The organism is Brevibacillus sp. NPDC003359 (assembly GCF_042878995.1).
Classification (GTDB): domain Bacteria; phylum Bacillota; class Bacilli; order Brevibacillales; family Brevibacillaceae; genus Brevibacillus.
This window is the reverse complement of record NZ_JBIAOR010000001.1, coordinates 207,209-230,432: the sequence shown is the minus strand read 5'-3', so window position 1 is coordinate 230,432 and position 23,224 is coordinate 207,209. Positions and strand designations below refer to the sequence as shown.

Annotated in this window: 24 protein-coding genes and 1 pseudogene; 2 read left to right on the top strand and 23 right to left on the bottom strand. The window is 47.2% G+C overall.

Going from position 1 to position 23,224, the window contains the following annotated elements:
* Positions 1–33: 33 nt before the first annotated feature.
* From ACFYU8_RS01005 to ACFYU8_RS00990, 4 genes and pseudogenes are all read right to left on the bottom strand, one after another.
* Positions 34–210: a DUF2759 family protein gene (locus ACFYU8_RS01005; protein WP_390296647.1), complete on the bottom strand. Its 177-nt coding sequence runs from the start codon at positions 208–210 to the stop codon at positions 34–36.
* Positions 211–326: 116 nt separating this feature from the next.
* A complete protein-coding gene (locus ACFYU8_RS01000; RefSeq protein ID WP_390296649.1) occupies positions 327–1,130 on the bottom strand; it encodes a class I SAM-dependent methyltransferase in 804 nt (267 codons plus the stop codon).
* A pseudogene (locus ACFYU8_RS00995) lies at positions 1,127–1,506 on the bottom strand (VOC family protein). Before ACFYU8_RS00995 ends, ACFYU8_RS01000 begins: the two are co-directional and overlap by 4 nt.
* On the bottom strand, positions 1,496–2,299 hold the full coding sequence (locus tag ACFYU8_RS00990; RefSeq protein WP_390296651.1) for a class I SAM-dependent methyltransferase: 804 nt from the start codon (positions 2,297–2,299) through the stop codon (positions 1,496–1,498). The pseudogene ACFYU8_RS00995 and the gene ACFYU8_RS00990 overlap by 11 nt, the downstream one beginning before the upstream one ends.
* Positions 2,300–2,399: 100 nt before the next feature.
* Between ACFYU8_RS00990 and ACFYU8_RS00985 the strand changes: the two genes are divergently transcribed.
* Positions 2,400–3,266, top strand: a complete 867-nt coding sequence (locus ACFYU8_RS00985; protein ID WP_390296653.1) for a LysR family transcriptional regulator — start codon at positions 2,400–2,402, stop codon at positions 3,264–3,266.
* A 7-nt stretch (positions 3,267–3,273) separates the two neighbouring features.
* Here the strand turns inward: ACFYU8_RS00985 and ACFYU8_RS00980 are convergent, their stop codons facing one another.
* The 11 genes from ACFYU8_RS00980 to dxs form a co-directional block, all read right to left on the bottom strand.
* A complete protein-coding gene (locus ACFYU8_RS00980; RefSeq protein WP_390296655.1) occupies positions 3,274–4,131 on the bottom strand; it encodes a metallophosphoesterase in 858 nt (285 codons plus the stop codon).
* Positions 4,124–4,702, bottom strand: coding sequence for a beta-class carbonic anhydrase (locus ACFYU8_RS00975; protein WP_390297382.1), 579 nt, complete (start codon positions 4,700–4,702; stop codon positions 4,124–4,126). The genes ACFYU8_RS00980 and ACFYU8_RS00975 overlap by 8 nt, the downstream gene beginning before the upstream one ends.
* Before the next feature lie 113 nt (positions 4,703–4,815).
* A complete protein-coding gene (locus ACFYU8_RS00970; protein ID WP_390296657.1) occupies positions 4,816–5,232 on the bottom strand; it encodes a hypothetical protein in 417 nt (138 codons plus the stop codon).
* 759 nt (positions 5,233–5,991) lie between these two features.
* Positions 5,992–6,678, bottom strand: coding sequence for a hypothetical protein (locus tag ACFYU8_RS00965; RefSeq protein ID WP_390296659.1), 687 nt, complete (start codon positions 6,676–6,678; stop codon positions 5,992–5,994).
* A 255-nt stretch (positions 6,679–6,933) separates the two neighbouring features.
* Positions 6,934–7,722 (bottom strand): sporulation transcription factor Spo0A, encoded by a 789-nt coding sequence (gene spo0A, locus ACFYU8_RS00960; protein ID WP_390296661.1) that lies wholly within the window; start codon positions 7,720–7,722, stop codon positions 6,934–6,936.
* A 259-nt stretch (positions 7,723–7,981) separates the two neighbouring features.
* Entirely contained in the window at positions 7,982–9,316 is a 1,335-nt protein-coding gene (gene spoIVB / locus ACFYU8_RS00955; RefSeq protein WP_390296663.1) for a SpoIVB peptidase, read from the bottom strand.
* Positions 9,317–9,512: 196 nt separating this feature from the next.
* Positions 9,513–11,237, bottom strand: a complete 1,725-nt coding sequence (recN, locus tag ACFYU8_RS00950; protein ID WP_390296665.1) for a DNA repair protein RecN — start codon at positions 11,235–11,237, stop codon at positions 9,513–9,515.
* 16 nt (positions 11,238–11,253) lie between these two features.
* On the bottom strand, positions 11,254–11,703 hold the full coding sequence (gene ahrC, locus ACFYU8_RS00945) for a transcriptional regulator AhrC/ArgR (RefSeq protein ID WP_390296667.1): 450 nt from the start codon (positions 11,701–11,703) through the stop codon (positions 11,254–11,256).
* Between the two features lie 5 nt (positions 11,704–11,708).
* Complete coding sequence (locus tag ACFYU8_RS00940; protein ID WP_390296669.1) at positions 11,709–12,566, bottom strand: NAD(+)/NADH kinase; 858 nt, start codon at positions 12,564–12,566, stop codon at positions 11,709–11,711.
* Positions 12,567–12,694: 128 nt separating this feature from the next.
* A complete protein-coding gene (locus tag ACFYU8_RS00935; RefSeq protein ID WP_390296671.1) occupies positions 12,695–13,513 on the bottom strand; it encodes a TlyA family RNA methyltransferase in 819 nt (272 codons plus the stop codon).
* On the bottom strand, positions 13,510–15,396 hold the full coding sequence (dxs, locus tag ACFYU8_RS00930) for a 1-deoxy-D-xylulose-5-phosphate synthase (protein WP_390296673.1): 1,887 nt from the start codon (positions 15,394–15,396) through the stop codon (positions 13,510–13,512). The genes ACFYU8_RS00935 and dxs overlap by 4 nt, the downstream gene beginning before the upstream one ends.
* A gap of 249 nt (positions 15,397–15,645) precedes the next feature.
* On the opposite strand from dxs, the gene ACFYU8_RS00925 reads away from it, so the two are divergent.
* A complete protein-coding gene (locus tag ACFYU8_RS00925; RefSeq protein ID WP_390296675.1) occupies positions 15,646–17,340 on the top strand; it encodes a M3 family oligoendopeptidase in 1,695 nt (564 codons plus the stop codon).
* A 53-nt stretch (positions 17,341–17,393) separates the two neighbouring features.
* On the opposite strand, the gene ACFYU8_RS00920 is transcribed toward ACFYU8_RS00925, so the two are convergent.
* The 8 genes from ACFYU8_RS00920 to amaP form a co-directional block, all read right to left on the bottom strand.
* On the bottom strand, positions 17,394–18,296 hold the full coding sequence (locus ACFYU8_RS00920; RefSeq protein WP_390296677.1) for a polyprenyl synthetase family protein: 903 nt from the start codon (positions 18,294–18,296) through the stop codon (positions 17,394–17,396).
* Positions 18,296–18,547 carry an exodeoxyribonuclease VII small subunit gene (xseB, locus tag ACFYU8_RS00915; protein WP_007725705.1) on the bottom strand — a complete coding sequence of 84 codons (252 nt, stop codon included), beginning with the start codon at positions 18,545–18,547 and terminating at the stop codon, positions 18,296–18,298. Before xseB ends, ACFYU8_RS00920 begins: the two co-directional genes overlap by 1 nt.
* Positions 18,516–19,898: an exodeoxyribonuclease VII large subunit gene (gene xseA, locus ACFYU8_RS00910; protein ID WP_390296679.1), complete on the bottom strand. Its 1,383-nt coding sequence runs from the start codon at positions 19,896–19,898 to the stop codon at positions 18,516–18,518. The genes xseB and xseA overlap by 32 nt, the downstream gene beginning before the upstream one ends.
* 112 nt (positions 19,899–20,010) lie before the next feature.
* Positions 20,011–20,865 carry a bifunctional methylenetetrahydrofolate dehydrogenase/methenyltetrahydrofolate cyclohydrolase FolD gene (gene folD, locus ACFYU8_RS00905; protein WP_390296681.1) on the bottom strand — a complete coding sequence of 285 codons (855 nt, stop codon included), beginning with the start codon at positions 20,863–20,865 and terminating at the stop codon, positions 20,011–20,013.
* 88 nt (positions 20,866–20,953) lie between these two features.
* Positions 20,954–21,916, bottom strand: coding sequence for a tRNA (adenosine(37)-N6)-threonylcarbamoyltransferase complex transferase subunit TsaD (locus tag ACFYU8_RS00900; protein ID WP_390296683.1), 963 nt, complete (start codon positions 21,914–21,916; stop codon positions 20,954–20,956).
* Between the two features lie 18 nt (positions 21,917–21,934).
* Positions 21,935–22,339 carry a transcription antitermination factor NusB gene (gene nusB, locus ACFYU8_RS00895; protein WP_390296685.1) on the bottom strand — a complete coding sequence of 135 codons (405 nt, stop codon included), beginning with the start codon at positions 22,337–22,339 and terminating at the stop codon, positions 21,935–21,937.
* Between the two features lie 47 nt (positions 22,340–22,386).
* The gene (locus ACFYU8_RS00890) at positions 22,387–22,599 is read right to left on the bottom strand and encodes a DUF2273 domain-containing protein (protein WP_390297385.1); all 213 of its coding nucleotides are present in this window, start codon (positions 22,597–22,599) and stop codon (positions 22,387–22,389) included.
* 12 nt (positions 22,600–22,611) lie between these two features.
* Positions 22,612–23,169, bottom strand: a complete 558-nt coding sequence (amaP, locus tag ACFYU8_RS00885) for an alkaline shock response membrane anchor protein AmaP (RefSeq protein ID WP_390296687.1) — start codon at positions 23,167–23,169, stop codon at positions 22,612–22,614.
* Positions 23,170–23,224: the final 55 nt, after the last annotated feature.

Here is a 23,224-nt window from a genome sequence, read left to right as displayed (position 1 = left end):
AACCTCTTTTAAGCGAAGCGTTTTCAGTTTAATCTACGCACCCTTGACCAGGTAGTAAATGATCAAACCATCTGCGAACAGGAAAACCATCAAAGATACAAAGCCAAATGCGATTGCAAATACGTTTTTCGCTTTGATGGAACTCAAACAGCCCCAAGCAATAAAGAATGTGAAGATAAACATCAGGATGTCAAATAAAACGATTTTCATGAACGACAACTCCTTCACCATGATGACGCAAACCGGAATACAATGGCAATTCCATTATATAGCTTCACGTATTATGAGACAAGCATATCCAAATTTGTGAACAAAAAGTTTCACAATTATTTCCCTTTTATTGTGCCACATGTTGCGCTGCCTATCCATATACTCCAGCAATCTTGCTCCATCCATTTTTCTTGCCCGGCTACCTGATCATGGATGGAATGAACGAGGTCTTTCAGTTCCACATCGGTCAATTCATGCAAAATCGAGCGGCCTTTTCTTGAAAGTAAGTCAGCTTCCAAGTCATTCCAGCTATCGTATTCGCGTCTTGTCTCCCACAACGTTGTTTTGTTCACCTGTTCAAGCCCCGCGAGCTTCATCGTGTTCTGCACCGTTGTATCATCCGGTCTGCGTGTTTGTTCTATCGTGAGCAAGCGCGGGAATCGGGTAAAGAAATAGCCGCGAAAATGAGTCGGTGAGGCTGGCATTTTGACATCTTCCATCGTCCGGTCTTGGATCAGGCATATTCCCCCCGGTGCCAATAGCCTGATCACTTCTTTAAAAAACTTCTGCAAGTCTTGCTCCGGGAAATGATGGATCAATGCGCGAGCAAATACAATATCCGCACACTGACTGGGTAAGCCTGTTGCGCGGGCATCCCCCTGTGCAAACGAAATCTTCGGATCGTTAGCGCATTGCTCTCTAGCCGCTTCTACCATCACGTGGGAAAAGTCGACGCCAGTAACAGTAGCAGCCCCTAGCCCAGACCAAGCCTTACTGTAAATTCCACCGCCACAACCGATGTCCACGACGTTTTTCCCAACGGGATTCACAAGTGACAGGATCGTCTGACTCCACGAATCGTCTGCGGTTCTTCCTGTATAGCTCAACTGGTTTTTCTCAGCGTGAAAATCTATTGTCATTCCTGCTTCGCCTCCATGAACTCCAGTCGGTTTCCAAATGGGTCCTCTGTGAAAAAGCGGATAAGGTGAGGGATTTCATCGTCAATCCGAATCGATACCCCATGTGCTTGCAGGTGCTCCATTAGTGAACCAATGTTCTGCACAAGGAACGCCGGATGTGCTTTTTTCGCGGGAATGAATCCTTCTTCGATCCAATATGAATCATTTGGGCACCACATTGAAACCATACGCCACATCGAACGAGAAGCTTCTCTGGCTTTGGAACCTCCGGCATTCCCAAAAGCTCCCCGAAAAACTTACGCGCTACATCCTCTGCTCCGGCTGGTGCTGCTAATTGTATATGATCGAGCCCAATCCATTCATGCTTAGTTATCATCTTCTTCATTTCCTCCTCTTTTCTTGCACAGAACCATCCATTCGTCAATCTGATGGGTCAATACTCTGCCTTCCTTACTCGTTAGTCCTAGATATTCCTTTTGTTCATCTGTAGCGTTCAGCAGCATTTTTTCGACAGCCGCTTCCTGCTCAGATGATTCGGAAGTACGCTTGACCCATGGTAAAAACTCAAACTTTTTTTTGCGTTCCTGCTGCTTTTGCGGGGTCAAGCCATTCGCTTCAAACAACGCGCGCCATTCACTTACGGAAAGACAGCGAACATGACTGGGATCGCGTGTTTTCTCTACCTCATTTATGAATGCCGAGAGTGATAACTCCTCTGGCGACACGTTGTCGATGAAGAGAAACATCCCACCAGGGGACAGCACGCGACTCACCTCACGAACAAAAGCCATCGGATCCGGAAAATGATGAGCCGCGATTCGGCATGTGACGATCTCAAATGATTCATCGAGAAACGGAAGAGATTCTGCATCAGCCTGAACATACATCACATTATGGACAAGTTCTGTATTATTGGCCGCAGCCGCGGCCATGAGCATCGGGCGAGTCAAATCCGTGGCGACGACCAAGCTCACATGTGGAGCCAATGTCCTCGCTACGTGCCCACCTCCTGTGGCGATATCCAGTGCCCGCCACTTCTCTGCTGGCTGCATCCACTCCACCATCAGTTCCAGGTCGGTGCCTTTTGCATGCGTCTTGCTTTGCACGTATTGCTCTGCATTTTTTCCAAATTGCGCTTGCACAGCCTGTTTGATCTCCTCATGTTTCATCGGGAACACCTCCTGCCCTAATCATATTCCAATGTTTGTCATCCTTGTTATAGAATACAGATAACTAGTTATCGAGAATTTGAATAGGAGGCAACTCACAATGGATCGAGAAAGTCTTGAGGTATTTTTGACGATTGCTCGGCATGGATCGATTAATCGCGCTGCACAGGCGTTATTTTTGGCGCAATCAACACTTACACACCGATTGAAGCAGCTTGAGCGCCAGGTTGGGAGTGCGCTTTTTGTTCGCACTGCCTCAGGGGTCAGTCTGACAGGTGATGGACGTCGGTTACTACCGGTTGCTACGAATATCGTGGAGCAAATGCGCTCCTTTATCCAAGAGAAAGAACAGCGCCAATCGATGAACATCGTCGCGGGCAAAGCTTTTGTCGCCTATGAGCTGCCGCGTCTGATTGGGGAGTACCGTATTGCTCATCCGGGCTTCACCTGCTACGTACGCTCTACGTTGTATGAGGAGTCCCTCAGCGCTCTGCTAACCGGAACGGCCGATATTGCCTTTCTCGGGAGTGAAATGTATCACCCGCACATCCATCAAGAATTCCTTCCCAGCGATCAGCTCCTGCTCGTCATGGCGCCCAGCCATCCTTGGGCTAGCGGGTTTCCAGGTTTTCAGGCATGGGGAACCGAGGAAATGATTGTGTTCGGGAATCACACCGCTCCCTATCGCCAACGGATTGATCGCTATCTGGCACAGCAGGGAGTTTTTCCGAATATTATTATGGAACTGGACAGCTTTAATGCGGTTAAAAAAATGGTCGAACGCCAGCTAGGGATCACGATCCTTCCGGAAAGAACCATTCAACAAGAGCTAGCGACCGGAAGATTGGTCGCTTACGATTTCGCAAACGGTGAATTAGTGCGCCCCACACTCATCGCCTACCTGCATCCAAAAAAAGAGGACGATGCTTTCCAGCAATTCGTCCAATGGATCAAGGAACATTATTAATAAAATTTCAATGTAGCGTTATGACCGTAAGCTCCGGGCGGCAAAATAAACGAACTGGCAAGATCGTCGTACCCAATCCTCTGTTCGTGTACACAGCCATGCCATCTACCTGATACAGTCCTTGAACATATTTACGCCCGTATTGCGGCACCATGAGATGACCAATGAAGGGCAAGCGCACTTGTCCGCCATGGCTGTGGCCGGACAGTTGGAGATGCACGGGATGCTCTGACGCGATATCAGCAAAATCCGGTTCGTGCACCAACAAGATAACGCTGCCCTCCGGCGGGATATTTTCCAACGCCCTTGGAAGATCAGGTACGCCATAGAAAACATCATCGACTCCCACCATATATAACTGCTGGCCATCTTTGTGCACGACAACGTGCCGATTATCCAACACCTCAAATCCAGACGCGACTAAGCCATCTCGAACTTTTTGTTGTTCACCAGCTCGATAATCGTGATTGCCCAAAACGGCGAATTTGCCTAATGGGGCTAGGAGCTGATTGAAAAGTGGGACGGCGGCGAACAGAGGTCGCGTCACTTCATCAATGATATCCCCTGTGAAGCAAATCAAATCCGGTTTTTCGCTCTGGATCAAATCTATGACGGGTTGTAAGTCTTTTGGTTCAAAATAATGACCGAGATGGACATCACTGAAGTGAATAAGCTTTGTTCCCTTAAAGGTTTCGGGTAATCCCGGTATCGTGATGGACAATCGCACAATCTCAAGAGCTTTTCGCTCCCAGACATGACCGTACACGCCAGTCGCTACACCGAGACCAATTACTCCACCTACCCATTTCGTGACTTTATGGAGAAATGTTTTCCGCGAAATGGGGGCAAGGTTAGGATCATTCACTGTCTTTCATTCGCTCATACCCATTCACGACAACGTCCAATCTTCCGGTAACCGGGTCAATGAGTAAACCATGTACCTCCACATTCGGTGGGAGGAGCGGGTGATTTTTAATCGTTTCTACGCTATTTTTCACACTTTCTTCTACACGATCGAATCCGTGTAGCCATTTATGTAAGTTAATCCCTGCATGTTGAAGCGTGGAAAACGTTTGAGCCGAGACTCCTCGCTCCAGCATCTTCTCCATCGTGCGTTTGCTGTCTATCGCACTCATCCCGCAGTCATAATGCCCGACCACCATCACTTCTTCAGCATTCAATTCGTAGATTGCAATAAGAATACTGCGCATGATACTTCCAAAAGGATGGGACACGATTGCCCCGGCGCTTTTTACGTGCTTGATATCCCCATTTCGCATATTCATGGCTTTCGGCAGCAGTTCAACCAAACGGGTATCCATACAAGAGAGCACGACCAGACGTTTATCAGGAAACTTGGTTGTTTGGTACTTTTCATATTCATGGCTCGCCACAAATTCACGGTTAAATGCGAGAATTTCATCCAAATTGCGCACTTTCACAGCACCTGCCTCGCTCTTAGTAGTATGTATTTGTATCGTATGCTTTTCTATTTTACATAGGAGGATCAAAATCTCGCAAGGGACTGCGGCAGTTTCTTATTAAGAGTTCATTTTGTCAGGATGTAATGTTGTTCGTCTAAAGAAAATTTTTTCGGTGAAAAGAGGGCCTCGATCGTCGAGTAAATGGGTTCTCTTTTCGTGAATTTATCACCTATCCATAAACCATACAGCTCAACTTGCGTCTTGTCGTGATCAAGTAGCTCCTCGTATTCTTGGTAATACCGAGGCCTCTCCTCTTCCGGGTACATCCCGAATTTTACTTTATCAGGATGCTTGGAAATGCTAAATCTGCAAGCGCAGCCCTCTTCGGTTGTCACCCACCAACCCTGTCTTTTCGGAAAACGCTTGAAAAAATGAGGGCTATTTTCGCGTAACAGCTTGCCTGTCAAAACATATGGGGAGAGTAGCGGCTTTGGTTCAAATCCTGGTGTTTCTTTTATCATAACGATTAATTCTAGGCACATTGGTTCAATTCCTCCGGAAAGAGTAGTTCATGCCTTCATTGCTTTTGCAGGATGCATAAAATAACATCCCTCTCCTTTTTGGAAAAGAGATGTTTTTTACTGATCATATCAGTCTCACGAAAATTATAACAAACGTTTCCATATCGATCGATCTATTCCTAATATTTAGGAGAAGTACGCGATTTGCGACTAGATCAACTAATCAACACCTCAATCCGCAGCTTGTCTGCCACCATCGCAATGAACTCACTGTTGGTTATCTTTTTTCACCATACTCAACATCGAGCGAATCGGGTTAGATATGGTATACATTTCCTAGCTTTGGTAAAATCCATAAAAACATAACTGGGAGAGTTGCAGCTTGAAATTAAAACTAGCCTTACTACTTGCACTAGCACTTATCCTTCCAGCTTGTAGCGAAACGGCAAGCACACCAGAAGTGCCACTGCTGCCTACGTATTAGCCATTGATCGATTTGATGAGGGGACAGGAATTTGGTATGTTGCCTTATCAACCGAGTCAAATGATGAGAAGGAATTGCGCGCTCTAGTGGAAAACACACGAACCTTAGCGAAAGACAGGGTTAACATACCCTGGCTTTACTTCTTTTCGCATCACACGGCTAAGTTCATTTGTGTTTCTGCTGCTTTCCATACTTTTGCACAAACTACATCCAAGTGGAGATGATATCCAACGCTAAAACCTGTGTTGCCCATATAACCAATGACCGGCCTGCCCTTGTTTCACAAACTATCCAACTCAGGTTAAAACATGGAAAAGTTTATCTATTTGTTCCTTATTTGCGAACGACTCATCAATCGATAAAAAGGATAGTAGGGTGATGGCTTTTTTGGCTTTACCTGCCGCAAACATTTTGTGATGACCATCCAATAAAAAATGACTATAAACCCATACCTCATCATAATCAATCATCGGATATTTTATATCTAGGAAAGAAATGCTCAATGCTGTTGGTGTTTCTTTTACATCCACCATTTCTACGTACTCATTTATTGCTATTGGATTTAATGTTTCACTGGATTGAATTGGTACTATATATTCTTCTATTTTCCTCATACTGCTTATATTCCTTAGCCCAGCCTTATAATACTCAGTCCCATATGCCTCTCTTTTAACCCTTGGATACACCTTTAGTAAAGTTACCACGTAATGACCATTTGGAATGAGACAAGATAGATCTGACATGAAATCTGGGTCCAGTGTATGTATCCCTTGATTTAATTTGTTAGATATTTTTGTTGGGTTTTTCATATCCATTCCTGAAACGTCGGCATAAAAAAGACAGGTTTCACAATCTATACCTGTATTGGCGATCTCTTTTCCTTTAATGGCTAGAAATCTTTGACGATAACCAGCGCTTTTATACTCAATAGGTGATGTAGAAGAACGAATACGAATTTCTTTATAGGATAATAGTTTGCTCATTTTTATTTATCTCCGATTGAAATTATTCTCAATAAAACCTATGTATCCGGGTATTTAAATTTCGATGGGTTTTCAACATAACTTTCGATAACATACCCGCAATTTGTACAGATACTATGAATGATGGCAGAACTAATAGGAACAAGCTTTCCTAATGGAAACACTCCGAATTCCTACCAATACAAAAAGACACTAGCAAGCAAGTGCTAATGTCTTTTGTATTGGTTAATCATCCTGTAAATGTGTATCTACATCCTAGCTAATCTTCGCTTCAATCCGCAGCTTGTCCGCCACCATGGCAATAAACTCACTGTTGGTCGGCTTCGCCTTGGTGTTGGAAATCGTATAACCAAACAAGCTGGAAATGGAATCTAAATTGCCGCGGGACCACGCTACTTCTATCGCATGACGGATCGCACGTTCTACGCGACTAGCGGTTGTATTGAATTTCTTCGCAATGTCCGGATACAGGACTTTGGTAATCGAACCAAGCAGCTCGACATCGTTGTATACCATTGTAATCGCTTCCCGCAAATATAAATAACCTTTGATATGAGCAGGAACTCCAATCTCATGAATAATGCTGGTGATGCTCGCATCCAAATTGCGTCCGCGGATTTGCAAAGTTGCTTGCGGTTTCACTGAAGAAACAAAAGAAGAGGCAGTTTTGGTTGTAATGATTTGACGGATGCGCTGTGCCAGCACCTCCATATCAAACGGTTTCAAAATGTAGTAAGCTGCTCCCAGTTCTACTGCTTTCTTCGTAATCTCTTCCTGCCCGAAAGCAGTCAACATGATGATTTTAGGTTGGGGACTTAAGCGCATGGCCTGAATTTGCTCCAAAACAGCCAAGCCATCCAGATGTGGCATGATGATATCCAAAATTAATACATCGGGTACACGTTCCTGCAGCAGTCGAACTACCTCATTGCCGTTGTAAGCAACACCCACAACATTCATGTCATACTGGCTACTGATGTACTCTTCTAACAGATTTACAAATTCACGGTTATCATCTGCCAACAACACTTCAATCTTGCTCAAGGTCGTTCCTCCTAACAATGGACGGTCTTTTGGAAAGAAGGTGGCGTTCTAGAGGTTAACAAATCTAAAAGGATTAGTCCTTACCATCTTTTCTCTACAAAAATTATTCGACAAAGCAAATTCCATTCCTGCCAATGACGAAAGATTGAATGATTTAACTGATATTTCGACAAAGAATCCATTCATTTATAATCGATTCGTCAAAGGACTGCAAAAATCGGAAAAGCCGCCTCGCATCGTTCGCGTGACGGCTTTTCATTCAGGCAGCTTTGCTCGTATTTGCATTGGATTCAGCAGTACCGCGCACATTCACGCCAGCATCCTGAAGCATCCATTCAATGTAGCAGCCATATCCCGAAGTAGGATCATTAACAAACACATGTGTGACGGCACCGACGATCTTGCCTTTTTGAATGATGGGACTTCCGCTCATCCCCTGTACGATGCCACCCGTCTTTTCCAAAAGGCGTTTGTCCGTGACTTTAATGATCATCCCTTTGGTTGCAGGAAAATGCTGCTTGACCACGTTTGCAATCTCAATATCGAACTCTTCCACCTTTTGTCCTTCCACGACAGTAAGAATTTTGGCTGGTCCTTCCTCTACCTGCTCAGCAAGAGCGATTGGTAACGGCTCTTGATAATAACTGCGTTTGGGCTCGTCCTTCATTTTGCCGAAAATGCCAAAAGGGGTATTTTTGGTTATATTTCCGAGAACTTCACTTTCATTGTAGAAACGCGCAAATTTCTCCCCTGGGTTGCCGCTCTGTCCTTTTTCAATCGATGTGACACTTGCTTGCACGATCTGACCATCGCCTACGACAATGGCTTGACCAGTATCAACGTCGGAAATGACGTGCCCTAACGCTCCGTACGCTTTGGAATTCGGATCAAAAAAGGTCAATGTCCCTACGCCTGCCGCTGAATCCCGAATATAGAGACCCATACGGTATTCACTGTCTTTTTTGTCTTTCGCAGGATGTAAAGTGAGCGATAGCTTTTCCTTGCCACGAACGACAAGCAACTGAACGGAATGATTCTTTTTGCCCGTTTCGTTAATCAATTTCTTTACGTCGTTCATGTCATTGATGTACATGTCGTTCATTTTGATAATCATGTCACCAACGTGTATACCTGCCTGTTCACCTGGAGAAAACTTGTTCTTACCATTGTCAACTAAATGATGACCGACAACCAAAACACCCGCTGTTTGCAGCTTCACCCCGATTGATTGTCCACCAGGGTACAACCGCAGATCTGGCAATACATTTACTTTTACAGCAGTCAGCGGAATGTTATGCCACTTCACCTGCAATTGGGCTTCCCCAGCCCTTCGCGGTTCAACGGACATGGGTCTGCTCAAATCAACGGAAACCTCACGCGCCTCTGTCCCGTTAACGTGCAAAATATCAGGATTGCTATTGATTAGCGTGCCCATTACCGGCACAGAGACCCGTAGCTGCTCGAGGGACCCTTCCATCAAACGCAATTCACGGGGAAAGGAGGACAGATCGCGGAACGGGGTGGAACTCACGACAAGCGCCGTGATGAGGAGAAGGAGACTTCCCATCCATTTTCTTTTGTTTTGTCGGATCACCAGTAATCACTCCTACCGTTCCCTACCTACACCTACAAAACAAAACGGTCAAGTCCGTTTTGAATGACCGCAAGCGGTCATGAGGGACACCTCCACCTTGTGTACCTTTAATGTTGCCACCAGCCAAGCGGATTATGTCAGGAAAATAACCCACTCTGAACATTAGAAACCACGAAAAAAAGACTGCCAACTTAAATTAGCTGACAGTCTTTCGTTCGCGACCGAGAAGGATCATCTCGCGCGCATGTTCTTCTGTTTTCGCTGTTACCTCTGCTCCGCTTAGCATGCGGGCCAGCTCCGTTACACGTTCATCATCAGCCAAACGATGCACCCGCGTCTCCGTTTCATTCTCGCTCATTTCCTTTTTGATCAGAAAATGCGCATCTGCCATGGATGCGACCTGCGGCAAGTGTGTAATGCACAGGACTTGGCGCTGTCCAGCGACTCGGGCGAGTTTTTCTGCTATCGCTTGAGCCGCTCTTCCGCTTACACCTGTGTCGACTTCATCAAAAATGAGTGTCTCCACTTGATCTGTACCCGCCAAAATCGTTTTAATGGCCAACATGACCCGAGACAGCTCCCCGCCGGAAGCAATCTTCGCCAAGGAACGCAATGGCTCACCCGGGTTAGGTGAGATTAAAAACTCGATCTGATCCATTCCATTCGCATCTACGAAGCGCTTGATTCCGTCGATTTCCACCCCATCTTCATCCGGCGCCTGTCTGACATCGATGGCAAAACGAGCACGCTCCATGTGCAGTTCTTTTAGCTGCTGCTCGATCTCTTGCGCGAGTTTTCCTGCACATTCGGAACGAATAACGGACAACTCCAAAGCCTCCACCGCCAAATCGGCTGCAAGCTCCTGCAATTGTTTTTCTACCTGCTGGAGGCGGTCTTCATAGTGATGCATGTCATCCAATTCATCCTGAATCGTGGCAGCGTACTCCAAAATATCATCAACACTTTTGCCATACTTGCGTTTTAATGACTGGATTTGATCAAGACGACGTTCTACCTCCGCCAGCTGCTCCGGCTCAAATTCCATTTGGTACGACAATTGACGAAGGTTATGTACTACATCTTCAATCTGATAGTATGCCGATTGGACTATCTCCAAAATCGGCACGAGCTGTTCTTCGTAGTTCACACCACGCTCTAGCTCTCCCATCGCATGTCCTAACCAATCCATTCCCTTCTGGTCACCATGCAATGCGCGGTATGCGTCTTGAATCGTTGAATAAACTTTTTCAATGTTCATCCACTTTTTCCGCTGCTGCAAGAGCTTCTCGTCTTCGCCAGGTGTGAGGGTTGCCGCCTCAATTTCATCGAGCTGATATTGCAAGAGATCGATGCGCTGTACCAGCTCCCGATCGTTACGTGCCATACGCTCCAGATCTTGCTTGGTTTTGCGGTAAGCAGCATACAGGGTACCGTACTCTTGCTTCGCAGCTCCCAACGCACTTTCCCCATAGGCATCGAGCCAATTGATATGCTTGTCTGACTGCATCAGCATATGTGTATCATGTTGTCCATGCACAGTAACCAGCCAAGGCCCTAACTCACGCAGCATAGCCAGGGTCACGAGCTGGCCATTTATACGAATGATACTCTTCCCTTGATTCGATATATCTCGGCGTACCACGAGCATACCGTCTTGCTCAATCTGGACACCGACATTCTTACAAACGGCAAGTCCAGGGTGACCGGGCGGCAATTCAAATAGTCCTTCCACTTCTGCACGAGGCTCACCGTAACGGACAAAATCAGCCGAAGCCCGGCCTCCCAGCAACAGACCTAGCGCATCGATAATGATGGATTTACCGGCACCAGTCTCACCTGTCAGGATGTTTAAGCCTTTTTGGAAAGAGACCGTCACTGATTTGATGATGGCAAAATTTCGAATCGAGAGTTCCACTAGCATCGCAAGCGACCACCTTCTACAACATTTCCATTAAGCGTTTCGTCACTTCATGGGTATTTTCTTTGGAACGGCAAATAATCAGGATCGTGTTGTCACCACTGATTGTCCCCATGATTTCTTCCCATGGAAGGTTGTCAATCAGTTCGGCTACCGCATTCGCATGTCCCGAAAGTGTCTTCAGTACAATAAAATGATCAGCTTGGTCAATGCTAATAAAGGAATCCACAAGCATGCGTTTCAGCTTTTGCAGCGGATTGAATTTTTGTTCAGCAGGCATTGAATACTTATATCGTCCATCAGGGAGCGGCACTTTTACTAAGTGTAATTCCTTGATGTCTCGGGATACAGTCGCTTGCGTAACAGTGAAGCCAGCAGTCCGCAAGCGGTCCACCAGATCATCCTGTGTTTCTACTTCTTGATTGCTGATGATATCCCGAATACGAATATGTCGTTGCCCTTTGTTCATATGGATTACTCCCATTCCCCTTGTAATTTCGTACGTATTGCTTCGAAAAAGCCACCTTTTTCCCACTTAATCAGCGGGGTAACACACGGTGACTTTTTAATGTAAATCTGATCGCCGCCCTCAAGTCGATAACCAAACTGCCCGTCAATGGACAGTCCCATCTCTTGATGAATGGCATCTACCTCGACTCGGATCGTTTGATTGCCTGACAGGACCATCGGCCGGGCCGTCAAAGAATGAGGAGCCACTGGCGTCAGTAATAGCATGTCCACATTAGGCGCTACTATTGGACCGCCTGCTGAGAGTGAGTATGCCGTTGATCCTGTCGGCGTAGAGACAATGACACCATCTCCGCTGAACGTCGCAACGTACTCATCATCCAGAAAGACCGCACATTGAATGATCCGGCAAAATGACCCTTTTGCAATCCCAATATCATTCATCGCCGTGTATGTCCCCAGTATGGTTCCTTTTCGCACCAAACACGCTTCCAGCATCGCTCTCTTTTCAATGTCGTACTTGCCAGAAAGGAGATTGTCTACAGCCTGAGGCAGATGCTCCGGTTCCGCTTCTGACAAAAATCCCAACGTGCCTAAATTAATCCCAAAGATCGGGATAGAGTGACCGGCAAGCTGGCGAGCAATTCTGAGTAGCGTGCCATCGCCTCCCAATACACAAACCAGATCCGCCTGCGTTCCCATCTCTTCTACAGATGCGCCCAGTTCTGGATGCCCTACATCTGATGCGACATGTTCATCCAGGAATACCTGCGCCCCTCTGTCCTCAAGTAAATACAGCAGTTCCCGTGCAACGATACGTGCTTCGGGTTTTCCTTTGTTCGCTATGATTCCAATTTTCTTCACGTGGTCCACCCCAAAACTGGTTGGTTGGAAATCCTTCTTGAACAACCTCATATACAAGTATACAACTTCACATGCATAAATAAAAAGCCTCGATTGTGACAAAACTCCCGAGGCTTTGGTTTTTCATCCTATTTCAAATTCGCATGAGCAGAAGCAACTACCTCTGTTAGGCTTTGCAACCATGCTTCCGAATTCATGCCGCCCTCACTTTTCTGGACATGCATAACAAATTCAATGTTTCCTTCTCCCCCCGTAATAGGAGAGTAGTCCAAGCCTTTTAGTGCGAAACCCAATCCACTGGCAAATTGTCCAATGTCAGTCAGTACGCTCTCGTGTACTTCTGGATCACGTACGATTCCATTCTTGCCGACTCTTTCTTTACCTGCTTCGAATTGAGGCTTGATTAGCGCAACAACATCGCCGCCATCCTTCAAAAAACGGTACAGCACGGGTAAAATCAGTCGCAATGAAATGAACGATACGTCAATCGATGCCGCATCCGGACGTTCATGTTCGAATGCCTCGGGATCCATATGACGGAAATTTGTCCGTTCCATGACCACTACCCGTTCATCCTGTCGCAAGCTCCACGCAAGTTGTCCGTACCCGACATCAATGGCGTATACAAGTCGCGCACCATTTTTCAGCGCACAGTCTGTAAAACCGCCAGTAGAGGCCCCGATGTCCATCATGACACGATCCTTCATATCAATCTCAAAGACTCGCAATGCCTTTTCCAGCTTGAGGCCACCCCGACTCACATACGGGTGTACCTCGCCCTTCACCGTAATCGCAACGTCCTCGGCAAATTTGGTTCCCGGCTTGTCACATCGGTCGCCAGCTACTTGCACAAGGCCTGCCATTACGGCTGCTTTTGCTTTTTCTCTAGTCTCATAATGGCCTCTTTCGACCAAGAGAACATCAACCCGTTCTTTCCTTACACTCATGCTTCCACTACGCCCTTCGAAATTGGCATCAAGGCTCGGACACGAGCAGCGATATTATCAGCTGTGAGCCCTACCTCTTGCCGCTGTTCTTTTACACTTCCATGCTCGACAAAATAATCAGGTACCGCGACAACCTGTACAGTCATTCCGTGATAGCCTGCACGATTGTAGCATTCAATGACAGCACTGCCGAATCCGCCCATTTCACAGCCCTCTTCGACAGTAATAATATCGTAGCCTTCCTTCGCAAGTCGGAACAAAAGCTCTTCGTCCAAAGGCTTGCAAAAACGTGCATTGACAAGCATCGGCTTGATTCCTTCTTCTTGAAGCTGATTGACAGCCGCCTCAGCAATTTCAAATACGTGACCAAACGAAAGGATCGCCACGTTTTTGCCTTCGCGTACAATCTCGGCTTTTCCGATTGGGAGTACCTTTAAGTCATCATCCATTTTGACGCCACGAACTGGCAAACGCGGATAACGATAAGAAATCGGACCCTCTTTATATTCAACTGCTGTCTTCATCATGTGACGCAGTTCGTTTTCATCCTTCGGTGCCATGATGACCATATTCGGAATGATGCGCATGAATGCCACGTCATACATCCCCTGGTGCGTCTCCCCGTCTGCTCCGACGAGCCCAGCACGGTCAACGGCGAAAATCACATTGAGCTTTTGGCGCGCGACATCGTGGATTAACTGATCATAGGCTCTTTGCAAGAAAGTCGAATAAATCGCAAAGACCGGCTTCAAGCCTTGTGTTGCTAATCCTGCCGCAAATGTACATGCGTGCTGCTCTGCAATCCCGACATCAAACAATCGGTCCGGGTACTTCTGTCCAAATGGGATCAAACCTGAACCCGCTGGCATCGCAGGAGTAACAGCCACGATCGAATTGTCTTCATCTGCGAGCTTCATCATCGTATCTGCAAAAACAGACGTATACGTTGGTGCAGATTTCGGTGTATCACCTGACTCGATTTTATAAGTACCGATACCATGCCACTTGACTGAGTCAGCTTCAGCTGGCGCATAGCCTAGTCCTTTTTTCGTGATGGCATGAATCAAAACAGGGCCTTTTGTATGCTTGGCTGTCTTCAATGTATCGAGTAACAGCTCCATGTTATGTCCGTCGATTGGGCCAATATACGTAAAGCCGAGCTCTTCGAAGAGAACGCCAGATACGAGCAAGTACTTCATGCTGTCCTTGAAGCGTTCAGCCATGTGAGCCAATTTTCCCCCTACAGCCGGAATGGATTTCAATAATCCTTCGACTTCATCCTTCGCCCATTGATAATTCTCCGTCGAGCGAATTTTACCCAAGTAGTTATGCAAGGCCCCAACGTTTGGCGCAATGGACATCTCGTTATCATTTAACACAACGATGACATTCTTACGCTCATGACCGATGTGGTTCAAGGCCTCCAGAGCCATACCGCCTGTCAGCGCACCGTCACCGATGACTGCAATGACATGATTCTTTTCCTTTTTCAAATCCCGCGCAGTCGCCATCCCCATTGCGGCAGACAACGACGTACTGCTATGCCCCGTTTCCCAGACGTCATGCGAACTTTCCACCATTTTTGGGAACCCACACAGCCCTTTATACTGACGCAAGGTCGGAAACATCTCCCGGCGTCCTGTCAGCAGTTTATGTACGTATGCTTGATGTCCAACATCCCAGATCAGCTTGTCCTTGGGACTGTCAAAAACATAGTGCAGCGCTAGCGTCAGCTCGACGACTCCCAGATTCGGCGCGAGATGACCACCTGTTTTCGATAGCGTCTCGATTAAAAACTGACGGATCTCGGATGCCAATGTATGTAGCTGCGGTTGCGTGCACTTTTTCAAGTCTTGAGGATCATTTATAGTAGTAAGCAGCACTGGTATTCCTCACTTTCCACTGTTCGTTCTCCGGCGATTGTGCATGCTGCATATCAATCAAGCCACTAGAAAACCCGGCTTTCCTTATTGCTATAGCCGATTTCGCTTATTTTCAGCTTGATTCATTATAACGGTTTCTTAATAAAAACACCACTTTTCATCAACATATACGAATATGAAGGCGATATCTTGCATTTTCTGGTAAGATGATTTTGAATACATACTCCGAACATAAAGAGGTGGACGTCCGTGAAGTTCTCACAAATTCAGTATGAGCGCATGGATATAGACAAAGTTGAAGGACAATTCACGCAATTATTGGAAGCGTTTCAACATGCTACAAGCTTCTCTGAGCAAGATACGCGCATGGCTCAATTGAACAAACTGCGACAAGAAGTGGAATCTGCACGGTATGTCGCACAAATCCGCCACACGATCAATACAGAGGATCCCTTCTACAAAGCGGAGCAGGACTATTGGGATGAAGCAACTCCTTTGTATACCGGAATCGTTTCCCGCTACTATCAGGCGATCGTCGATTCTTCCTTCCGCGCTGAATTGGAGGAAAAATGGGGAGCACAGCTGTTTCGCATCGCGGAGAGCACACTCCGTACATTTTCGCCAGAAGTTATCACTGATTTGCAGGAAGAAAACCGCTTGGCTAGTCAATATGTCGCTCTAAAAGCTTCTGCCAAAATCATGTTTGAAGGAGAAGAGCGAAACCTTTCAGAAATGGTTCCTTTTACAATCGCGAAAGATAGAGACATGCGGAAACGCGCTAATGAAGCGAAGTATGATTATATGCGGCAAAATACGGACGAATTTGATCGCATTTACGATCAGCTCGTCAAGGTACGCACACGCATCGCCAAAAAACTCGGCTTCAATAGCTTTGTGGAGCTAGCCTATGCACGTATGAACCGTTCCGATTACAACGCAGAAATGGTAGCCAGTTTCCGCCAACAAGTGCTTGAGCACATCGTTCCAGTAGCGTCTAAGCTCGTCGAACGTCAGCGCCAGCGCATTGGTGTCGATACACTTGAGTATTACGATCTTTCCTTTGATTTTGCTACAGGGAATCCAAGCCCCAAAGGCCCGCCGGAATGGATTGTGGAAAACGGGAAAAAGATGTATGCCGAGTTGTCACCTGAAACCGACGAATTTTACAACTTCATGCTGGACAATGACTGTTTAGATCTATTGAGCAAAAAAGGAAAGGCTACAGGCGGCTACTGTGAATACATCAGCCAATACAGGCTTCCATTTATTTTCGCCAATTTTAACGGTACATCTGATGATATCGACGTACTCACGCACGAGGCAGGACATGCGTTTCAGGTGTATGTAAGCCGAGATTTTGAGGTCCCTGAATATCATTTCCCAACCTATGAGGCATGTGAAATACATTCGATGAGCATGGAGTTTTTGACCTGGCCATGGATGGAGCATTTTTTCAAAGAAGATACCGACAAATACAAATTCTCTCATTTGAGTGGCGGACTCCAGTTTATTCCGTACGGCGTGTCTGTTGATGAGTTCCAGCATGTTATCTACGAGAACCCCGATATGACCCCGACAGAGCGTAAACGGGCTTGGCGTGAAATTGAGCGCAAGTACCTCCCCCATCGCAATTATGCACAGAATGAGTATCTTGAGGAGGGCGGGTTCTGGCAACAGCAATCGCATATTTTTCAAAACCCCTTCTATTACATCGACTACACACTGGCCCAGATTTGTGCATTCCAATTTTGGAAACGATCTCAATCTGAGCCGAAGCAAGCATGGGAGGATTATTTGACGCTTTGCCGCGAAGGCGGAAGCAAGTCGTTCCTCGAGTTGGTGCAAGTGGCGAAGCTGTATTCTCCATTTGAGGAAGACAGTATACCATCGGTGATTGGCGAGATTGAACAATTTTTAAATAGCATTGACGATAAAAGCTTGTAATAGGTAGGTATGCAAAAAAGCTGGCATTTCCCGTATGGGTTGCCAGCTTTCACTTATTTATTACGATCACGAACGTAGTCGGCCAAAGGGCTGAGTGCAGAGTTCTCAATTCCCGCATCTGCAAGCGCTGCTTTTGCCTCTGCAATCAATTCGTCAAGACGCGCCTTCGATTCGGCTAGACCAAGAAGCGATGGGTATGTCGCCTTTTCCCGATCCGCATCGCTGCCAACTGCTTTCCCCAGCTCTTGGGCATCTCCTTCCACATTCAAGATGTCATCCTGAATTTGAAAAGCAAGTCCAATGCATACACCATAGCGTGTCAATGCTTCCATTTGTCCTTCGGATGCTTCTGCGAGGTAGCCCCCCCCGCGCAAGGCTGCGATCAAGAGATCACCCGTTTTGTGACGATGGATATATTCGAGCTGATCCAGATTAAGGCGTTTGCTCTCTCCTTCGATATCAGCCATCTGTCCACCAACCATGCCAGTTGCCCCAGCTCGTTTTCCCAGCTCCGCAATCAGTTTCACGGTAGTAGCCGCTGAAACATCGGAGCGATCCATGTATGCTTCTGCAATGTAGGCGAATGCTCTAGTCAGCAAAGCATCTCCTGCGAGAATGGCTGTTGCTTCACCGAATACTTTGTGATTGGTCGGTTTTCCGCGACGAAGATCATCGTCGTCCATCGCAGGGAGATCATCGTGAATCAAGGAATACGTATGTATCATTTCCAAGGCAGCGGCAAATGCCACCCCCCGTTCAATCGGCTTGTCCAGTGCTTCGAGGACCGCCAACACCAGCATAGGACGCAACCTTTTTCCACCTGCCATGAGCGAATACTTCATGGATTCATACAAGTTTTCCGGAACTCCTTGCTGCTCAAGTGCTGGCAAGAGTCTTTGTTCTATATAGTTGGTCTTCTCCACCAAATAACTCTCGAATGTATGCACGCCGATCATTATTCTCCTTCCACACGAAAAGCCTTCTGCTTTACCTGTCCGTCTTCTTCCACCAACTGGGTAATCTTCGCTTCGATTGCATCCAGCTTTTGGCCACAAATTCTGGAAAGAGTCACGCCTTCCTGATACAGCGTAATCGCTTCTTCGAGAGGGATGTCCCCTTCTTCGAGTCGATTGACGACTTCTTCCAGACGCTTCATCGCGTCTTCAAACTGCATATCAGTCTCTTGCTCCGTTTTCTTGCGAGCCATTGTGCTTCCCCTCCTCCCGCTTCAATTTTTCCACACGCGCAGTTGCACTGCCATCACTTAATCGTACCATGATCTCATCGCCCGGGGCAAACTGTTCCACCGATTTTACGAGTCTGTCATTGGTGTATACAAGTGAGAATCCACGCTGCATGACCTTCAGCGGACTCAGTGCTTCCAATGTAGCTACACGAGCTGCGAATGCCATTCTTTTTTGGTTGAGACGGCCGAGCATCCGTTCGTCCAGGGTGGCACGGAGCTTGGTTAGATTCTTCCGTTTGTCCCCGATTTGATCGGCGAGGCGATAGCGCTTGATTTGTTCGTCTAATCTCGCATAGCGTTCGCGTCTTCGCTCCAGCAAATGCTTCATCGATTGACGCATCCGTAATTGTGCTCGATCCAATCGTTCTGCGGCTTCCTCTAGCCTACGTTCCGGTTGGCGCATCGCATACGAATTGCTCAAGCGTGTCAGACGGTTCCTCTGCTCTGTCATGGTACCACGAACTGCTCGATGCATCCGTATTTCGAGCTGCCGCACTCTCTCGACCCATTCCAAATAATGAGGGACAGCCAATTCAGCTGCGGCAGTCGGCGTAGCTGCCCGGACATCTGCTACGAAATCGGCGATCGTCACATCCGTCTCGTGTCCAACGGCGGAGATGACAGGAATGAGTGATGCAGCAATCGCCCTCGCTACGTTTTCATCATTAAAAGCCCACAGCTCCTCGATGGAACCACCACCGCGCCCTACGATGAGAACATCTATGTCAGGCTGATCATTCATGATCCGAATAGCGGAGACAATCGATGCCGGTGCGTCCGCACCTTGGACAACTGCAGGTGAAAGTACGATCTCTGCCTGCGGATACCGTCTGCGAATCGTCGTGCAAATATCTCGGATAGCAGCTCCTGTCGGCGAAGTGACGACACCGACACGCTTGGGAAAACGCGGGAGCATCCGCTTCCTCTCTGCTGCAAACAACCCTTCTTGCGCCAATTTTTCTTTTAACTGCTCAAATGCTAAATAAAGCGAACCGAGACCATCTGGCTGCATCTCTTTGGCGTACAACTGATACGCGCCGTCCCGTTCGTATGCGGAAATTGACCCGCGTACAATCGCTTTTGCCCCATCTTTGGGCAAGAAACGTAGGAAGCGGTTATAGCTCGCAAACATGACGACTTTGATGCGTGACTGCTTGTCCTTTAGCGTGAAATACATATGACCGCTGGAATGGTGGGTAAAATTGGAGATTTCCCCTCTCACCCATATATCTTGCAGGTGGGGTTCCTGTTCCAGTACGAGCTTAATATAACGATTGAGATCACTGACTGATAAGATATCTTGCAATGCCATGCGGCCCCTCCTTTACAAAAACTTGGCTTTGCCATGCATGTAACAAGAACTATGCAAAAGAATGGATAAAGCTTATGCCTTATCCATTCTATAATATGTTGCAGATTTTCTTCTATTGTTTTGCTTGCTTTTTCGCTGCCACAACCGTATTTTTCAGCAGCATCGTAATCGTCATCGGGCCAACACCGCCTGGAACTGGGGTTAAAAAGCTAGCCACTTCTTTGACCTCGTCGAACTTGACATCTCCAACCAGCTTACCCGTTTCGATGCGATTCACACCAACGTCAATGACGACGGCGCCCGGTTTGACATGCTCCTTGCCGATCATATGAGCCCTACCGGTTGCAACGACGAGGATGTCTGCCTTTAACGTGTATTCCTCAAGATTTTGCGTACGAGAATGACACATGGTTACCGTAGCATTTTCCTGTTGCAGGAGCAACGATACCGGCTTACCAACGATGTTGCTGCGCCCAATCACCACTGCATGCTTGCCTGCCATCGAGGTTCCTGTGCGCTTGATCAATTCAATAATCCCGTGCGGCGTGCAAGGAAGCATGGTATCATTTCCCAACACCATGTTTCCTATGCTAATCGGATGGAAACCGTCCACATCTTTTTCAGGGGCAATGGCTTCGATTACCGCATGCTCTGAAATATGAGCAGGAAGAGGAAGCTGAACCAAAATCCCATTAACGTTCGGATTTTCGTTCAACTGTTGAATGATAACCAACAACTCTTCCTCTGTGATGTCAACGTCCTTCTTGATGATCTCGGATGAAATACCAACTTCCTCGCAGCCTTTTGCCTTCCCCCGTACATAGGAGTGAGAAGCCGGGTCGTCGCCAACAATGACAACGGTCAAGCCCGGTACGATCCCTTGTTTTTTCAATTCAGCTACTTCGTTCGCCAATTCGGCCCGAATGCTCTGTGCTACTTCTTTTCCCTGGAGAATGGTTGCAGCCATGGAGAAAAAGCCTCCTTTATCAACGTCGATACGTTAAGTGTACCGATTTCCCCTTCAGCTGTAAAGCCGAATTATAAAAAGTTTTCATTTATTTAATGTTCGCCTTTTGCTTCATCCACCCCAACATAGCGACTCCATAGGCGTTGTCACCGGAGTAAACGGGGTCACAGAAGTACAGCTTCGCCTTCACGGCAGGGTGTTCCAGGCGTTTGATTAACCGCTCACGTATGTAATAATTAGCAGCTACTCCTCCAACGATCAAGATGCCCTTCGGGTAGCCTTGCTCTACTGCATGGCGCAATGACTTCTCTAGTGTATTGGCAATACATTGCTCCGTCGCCCGCGCAATCTCAGCAGGACTCGTACTTCCCTTCTCCACTTCACGCAAAAGCGACGCTTCTGGACCAGAAAAACTAAAGGAAAGCCCATCGACCGCCGAAGAAATCCGAAATGCACCTGTTGAGTCCTTGGCTAATTGCTCCAGCGCAGGACCGGCAGGAAAGGACAGACCGAGTGCCACACCAATCCGATCCACCAGCTGCCCAGCGTGCAGATCGATCGTCCCGCCGATCTTCTCAATGGCATAACCCGCTGCATGACGCCCGCACAATAACAACTCGCTGGTGCCTCCAGACAAATGTACAGCCAAAAAGCGGTCCTCTGCCGGACGCACTTCAGCGGTATATTCCCCCGCCGCGATATGTCCCTCTTGATGAGTCGTCAAGTGCATGGGAACACGCAAGTAAGTCGCCAACGATTTCGCCAAGCCCTCTCCTACCTTAAATACAGGCATATACGATCCGTCTTGCGGACGGGGCTTCTCGCTTACGCAAATCGCTGCAATCTCGTAATCCTTCCACTTCATCTCTTCACTTAGTTCCGGCAGGTTTATCACATGCTGAAAGACGGCTTCGGATTGCTGCAGTCCGCGCTTGCCCTCCTTTACTTTTAGAAGGCGTTTTGCTTCTGCAACAATTCGGCCGTCTTCCTGAGCCAAGCACAGTGATGTCCGGTAATTGCTCGTGTCGATGCCCAACATTACCTTACTCATGCTTGTATCTCCTACCTATTACGCCTGCTTGGTTTCACGCGATTGCAAGAAGCTCGACAACACACCGTTAATGTATCGGTGGGACTGCTCGTCGCTAAAGAGCTTCGCGATCTCAATCGCTTCGTTCATCACGACTTTGTCAGGAGTGTCTTGCTCGAACATGATCTCGTAAAACGCCAGACGAAGAATAGCTCGATCTACATTGGCGATGCGTTCCAAATGCCATCCACGCAGATACTTCTTGATTTCCGCATCAATCTCAGTCAAGTTTTTCAATACACCGTCGAGGAGATAACGCAAATACTGCGCATTTTCCTCGGATTCTTCCATGACGAGGGCAACCGCATCCGTTAGCGGAACCTCTGCCATATCGATTTGGAAAAGACATTGAACTACTTTTTCTCGTGCTGTTCTTCGTTTCATACCATTCATTCACCTACTAATTAGATTGAGCTCGAACCTTCTTTATGTCACCGAAACTTGCCTGGCAAAATCTTGTCGAGTATCTCACGCAAGTCTTCTTTATGATCGAGCTTGCGACCAATATAATAACCGGTCCCGACAAACACAACACAAACCAGTGTATCCCAAAATCCCACGAGAAGGTAGATAATGCCGAAAAAAAGTCCGGCCAAAATCCCCATTAGCTTCCCCTTGTGTTCCAACAATAACTCCCACATCATGGACTTCACCTTCTATTCCACCCGTTTACGAGCCGCGTAGTTTTCCTGCTGAGCTACTTCCGTCACGACAATGGCCACCTCGGAAATGACAACACCAGCAATCCCTTCGACTTGCTCCTTCACGTCAGCCTGTAGCTTCTGTGTCAGTTCAGGCAATGGCGTTTCTCCATCTACCGAAACACGCAGGGTGATAATATTGCCGCTCTCGAGTGCTTTGACTGTCGTTTTCATATCGCGCACTCCTTTCACACGGCGGGCTGCACGCTCAGCAATGGTCTGGATTGTCTGAATCGTAATGTTGACCTCACCCATATCACTACGCTGACGGATTCCCCGTTCTACTTTAGGCTTGTTAGAGCGGAAAGAATTGAAAAAGAAGCGAAGGCTGACAACGAGGAAAATAATCGCGACAATGAGATAGGTGATGTTCGTACCCGTCAGCATCTGATCCACGTACGGACGGAAAAAATCTTGCGGGATCAGTCCGCTGGTAGCTGCTATCGCGATGCAGGACAAAACAATGAGCGCAAAGCTGTAAATCGTCAAGATAAAGCGGTCAAACAAGTTCACAAGCACCTCTCCTTTCAACCATGTTTGAAAAAGGAGCCAAACACGGCACGCTCCA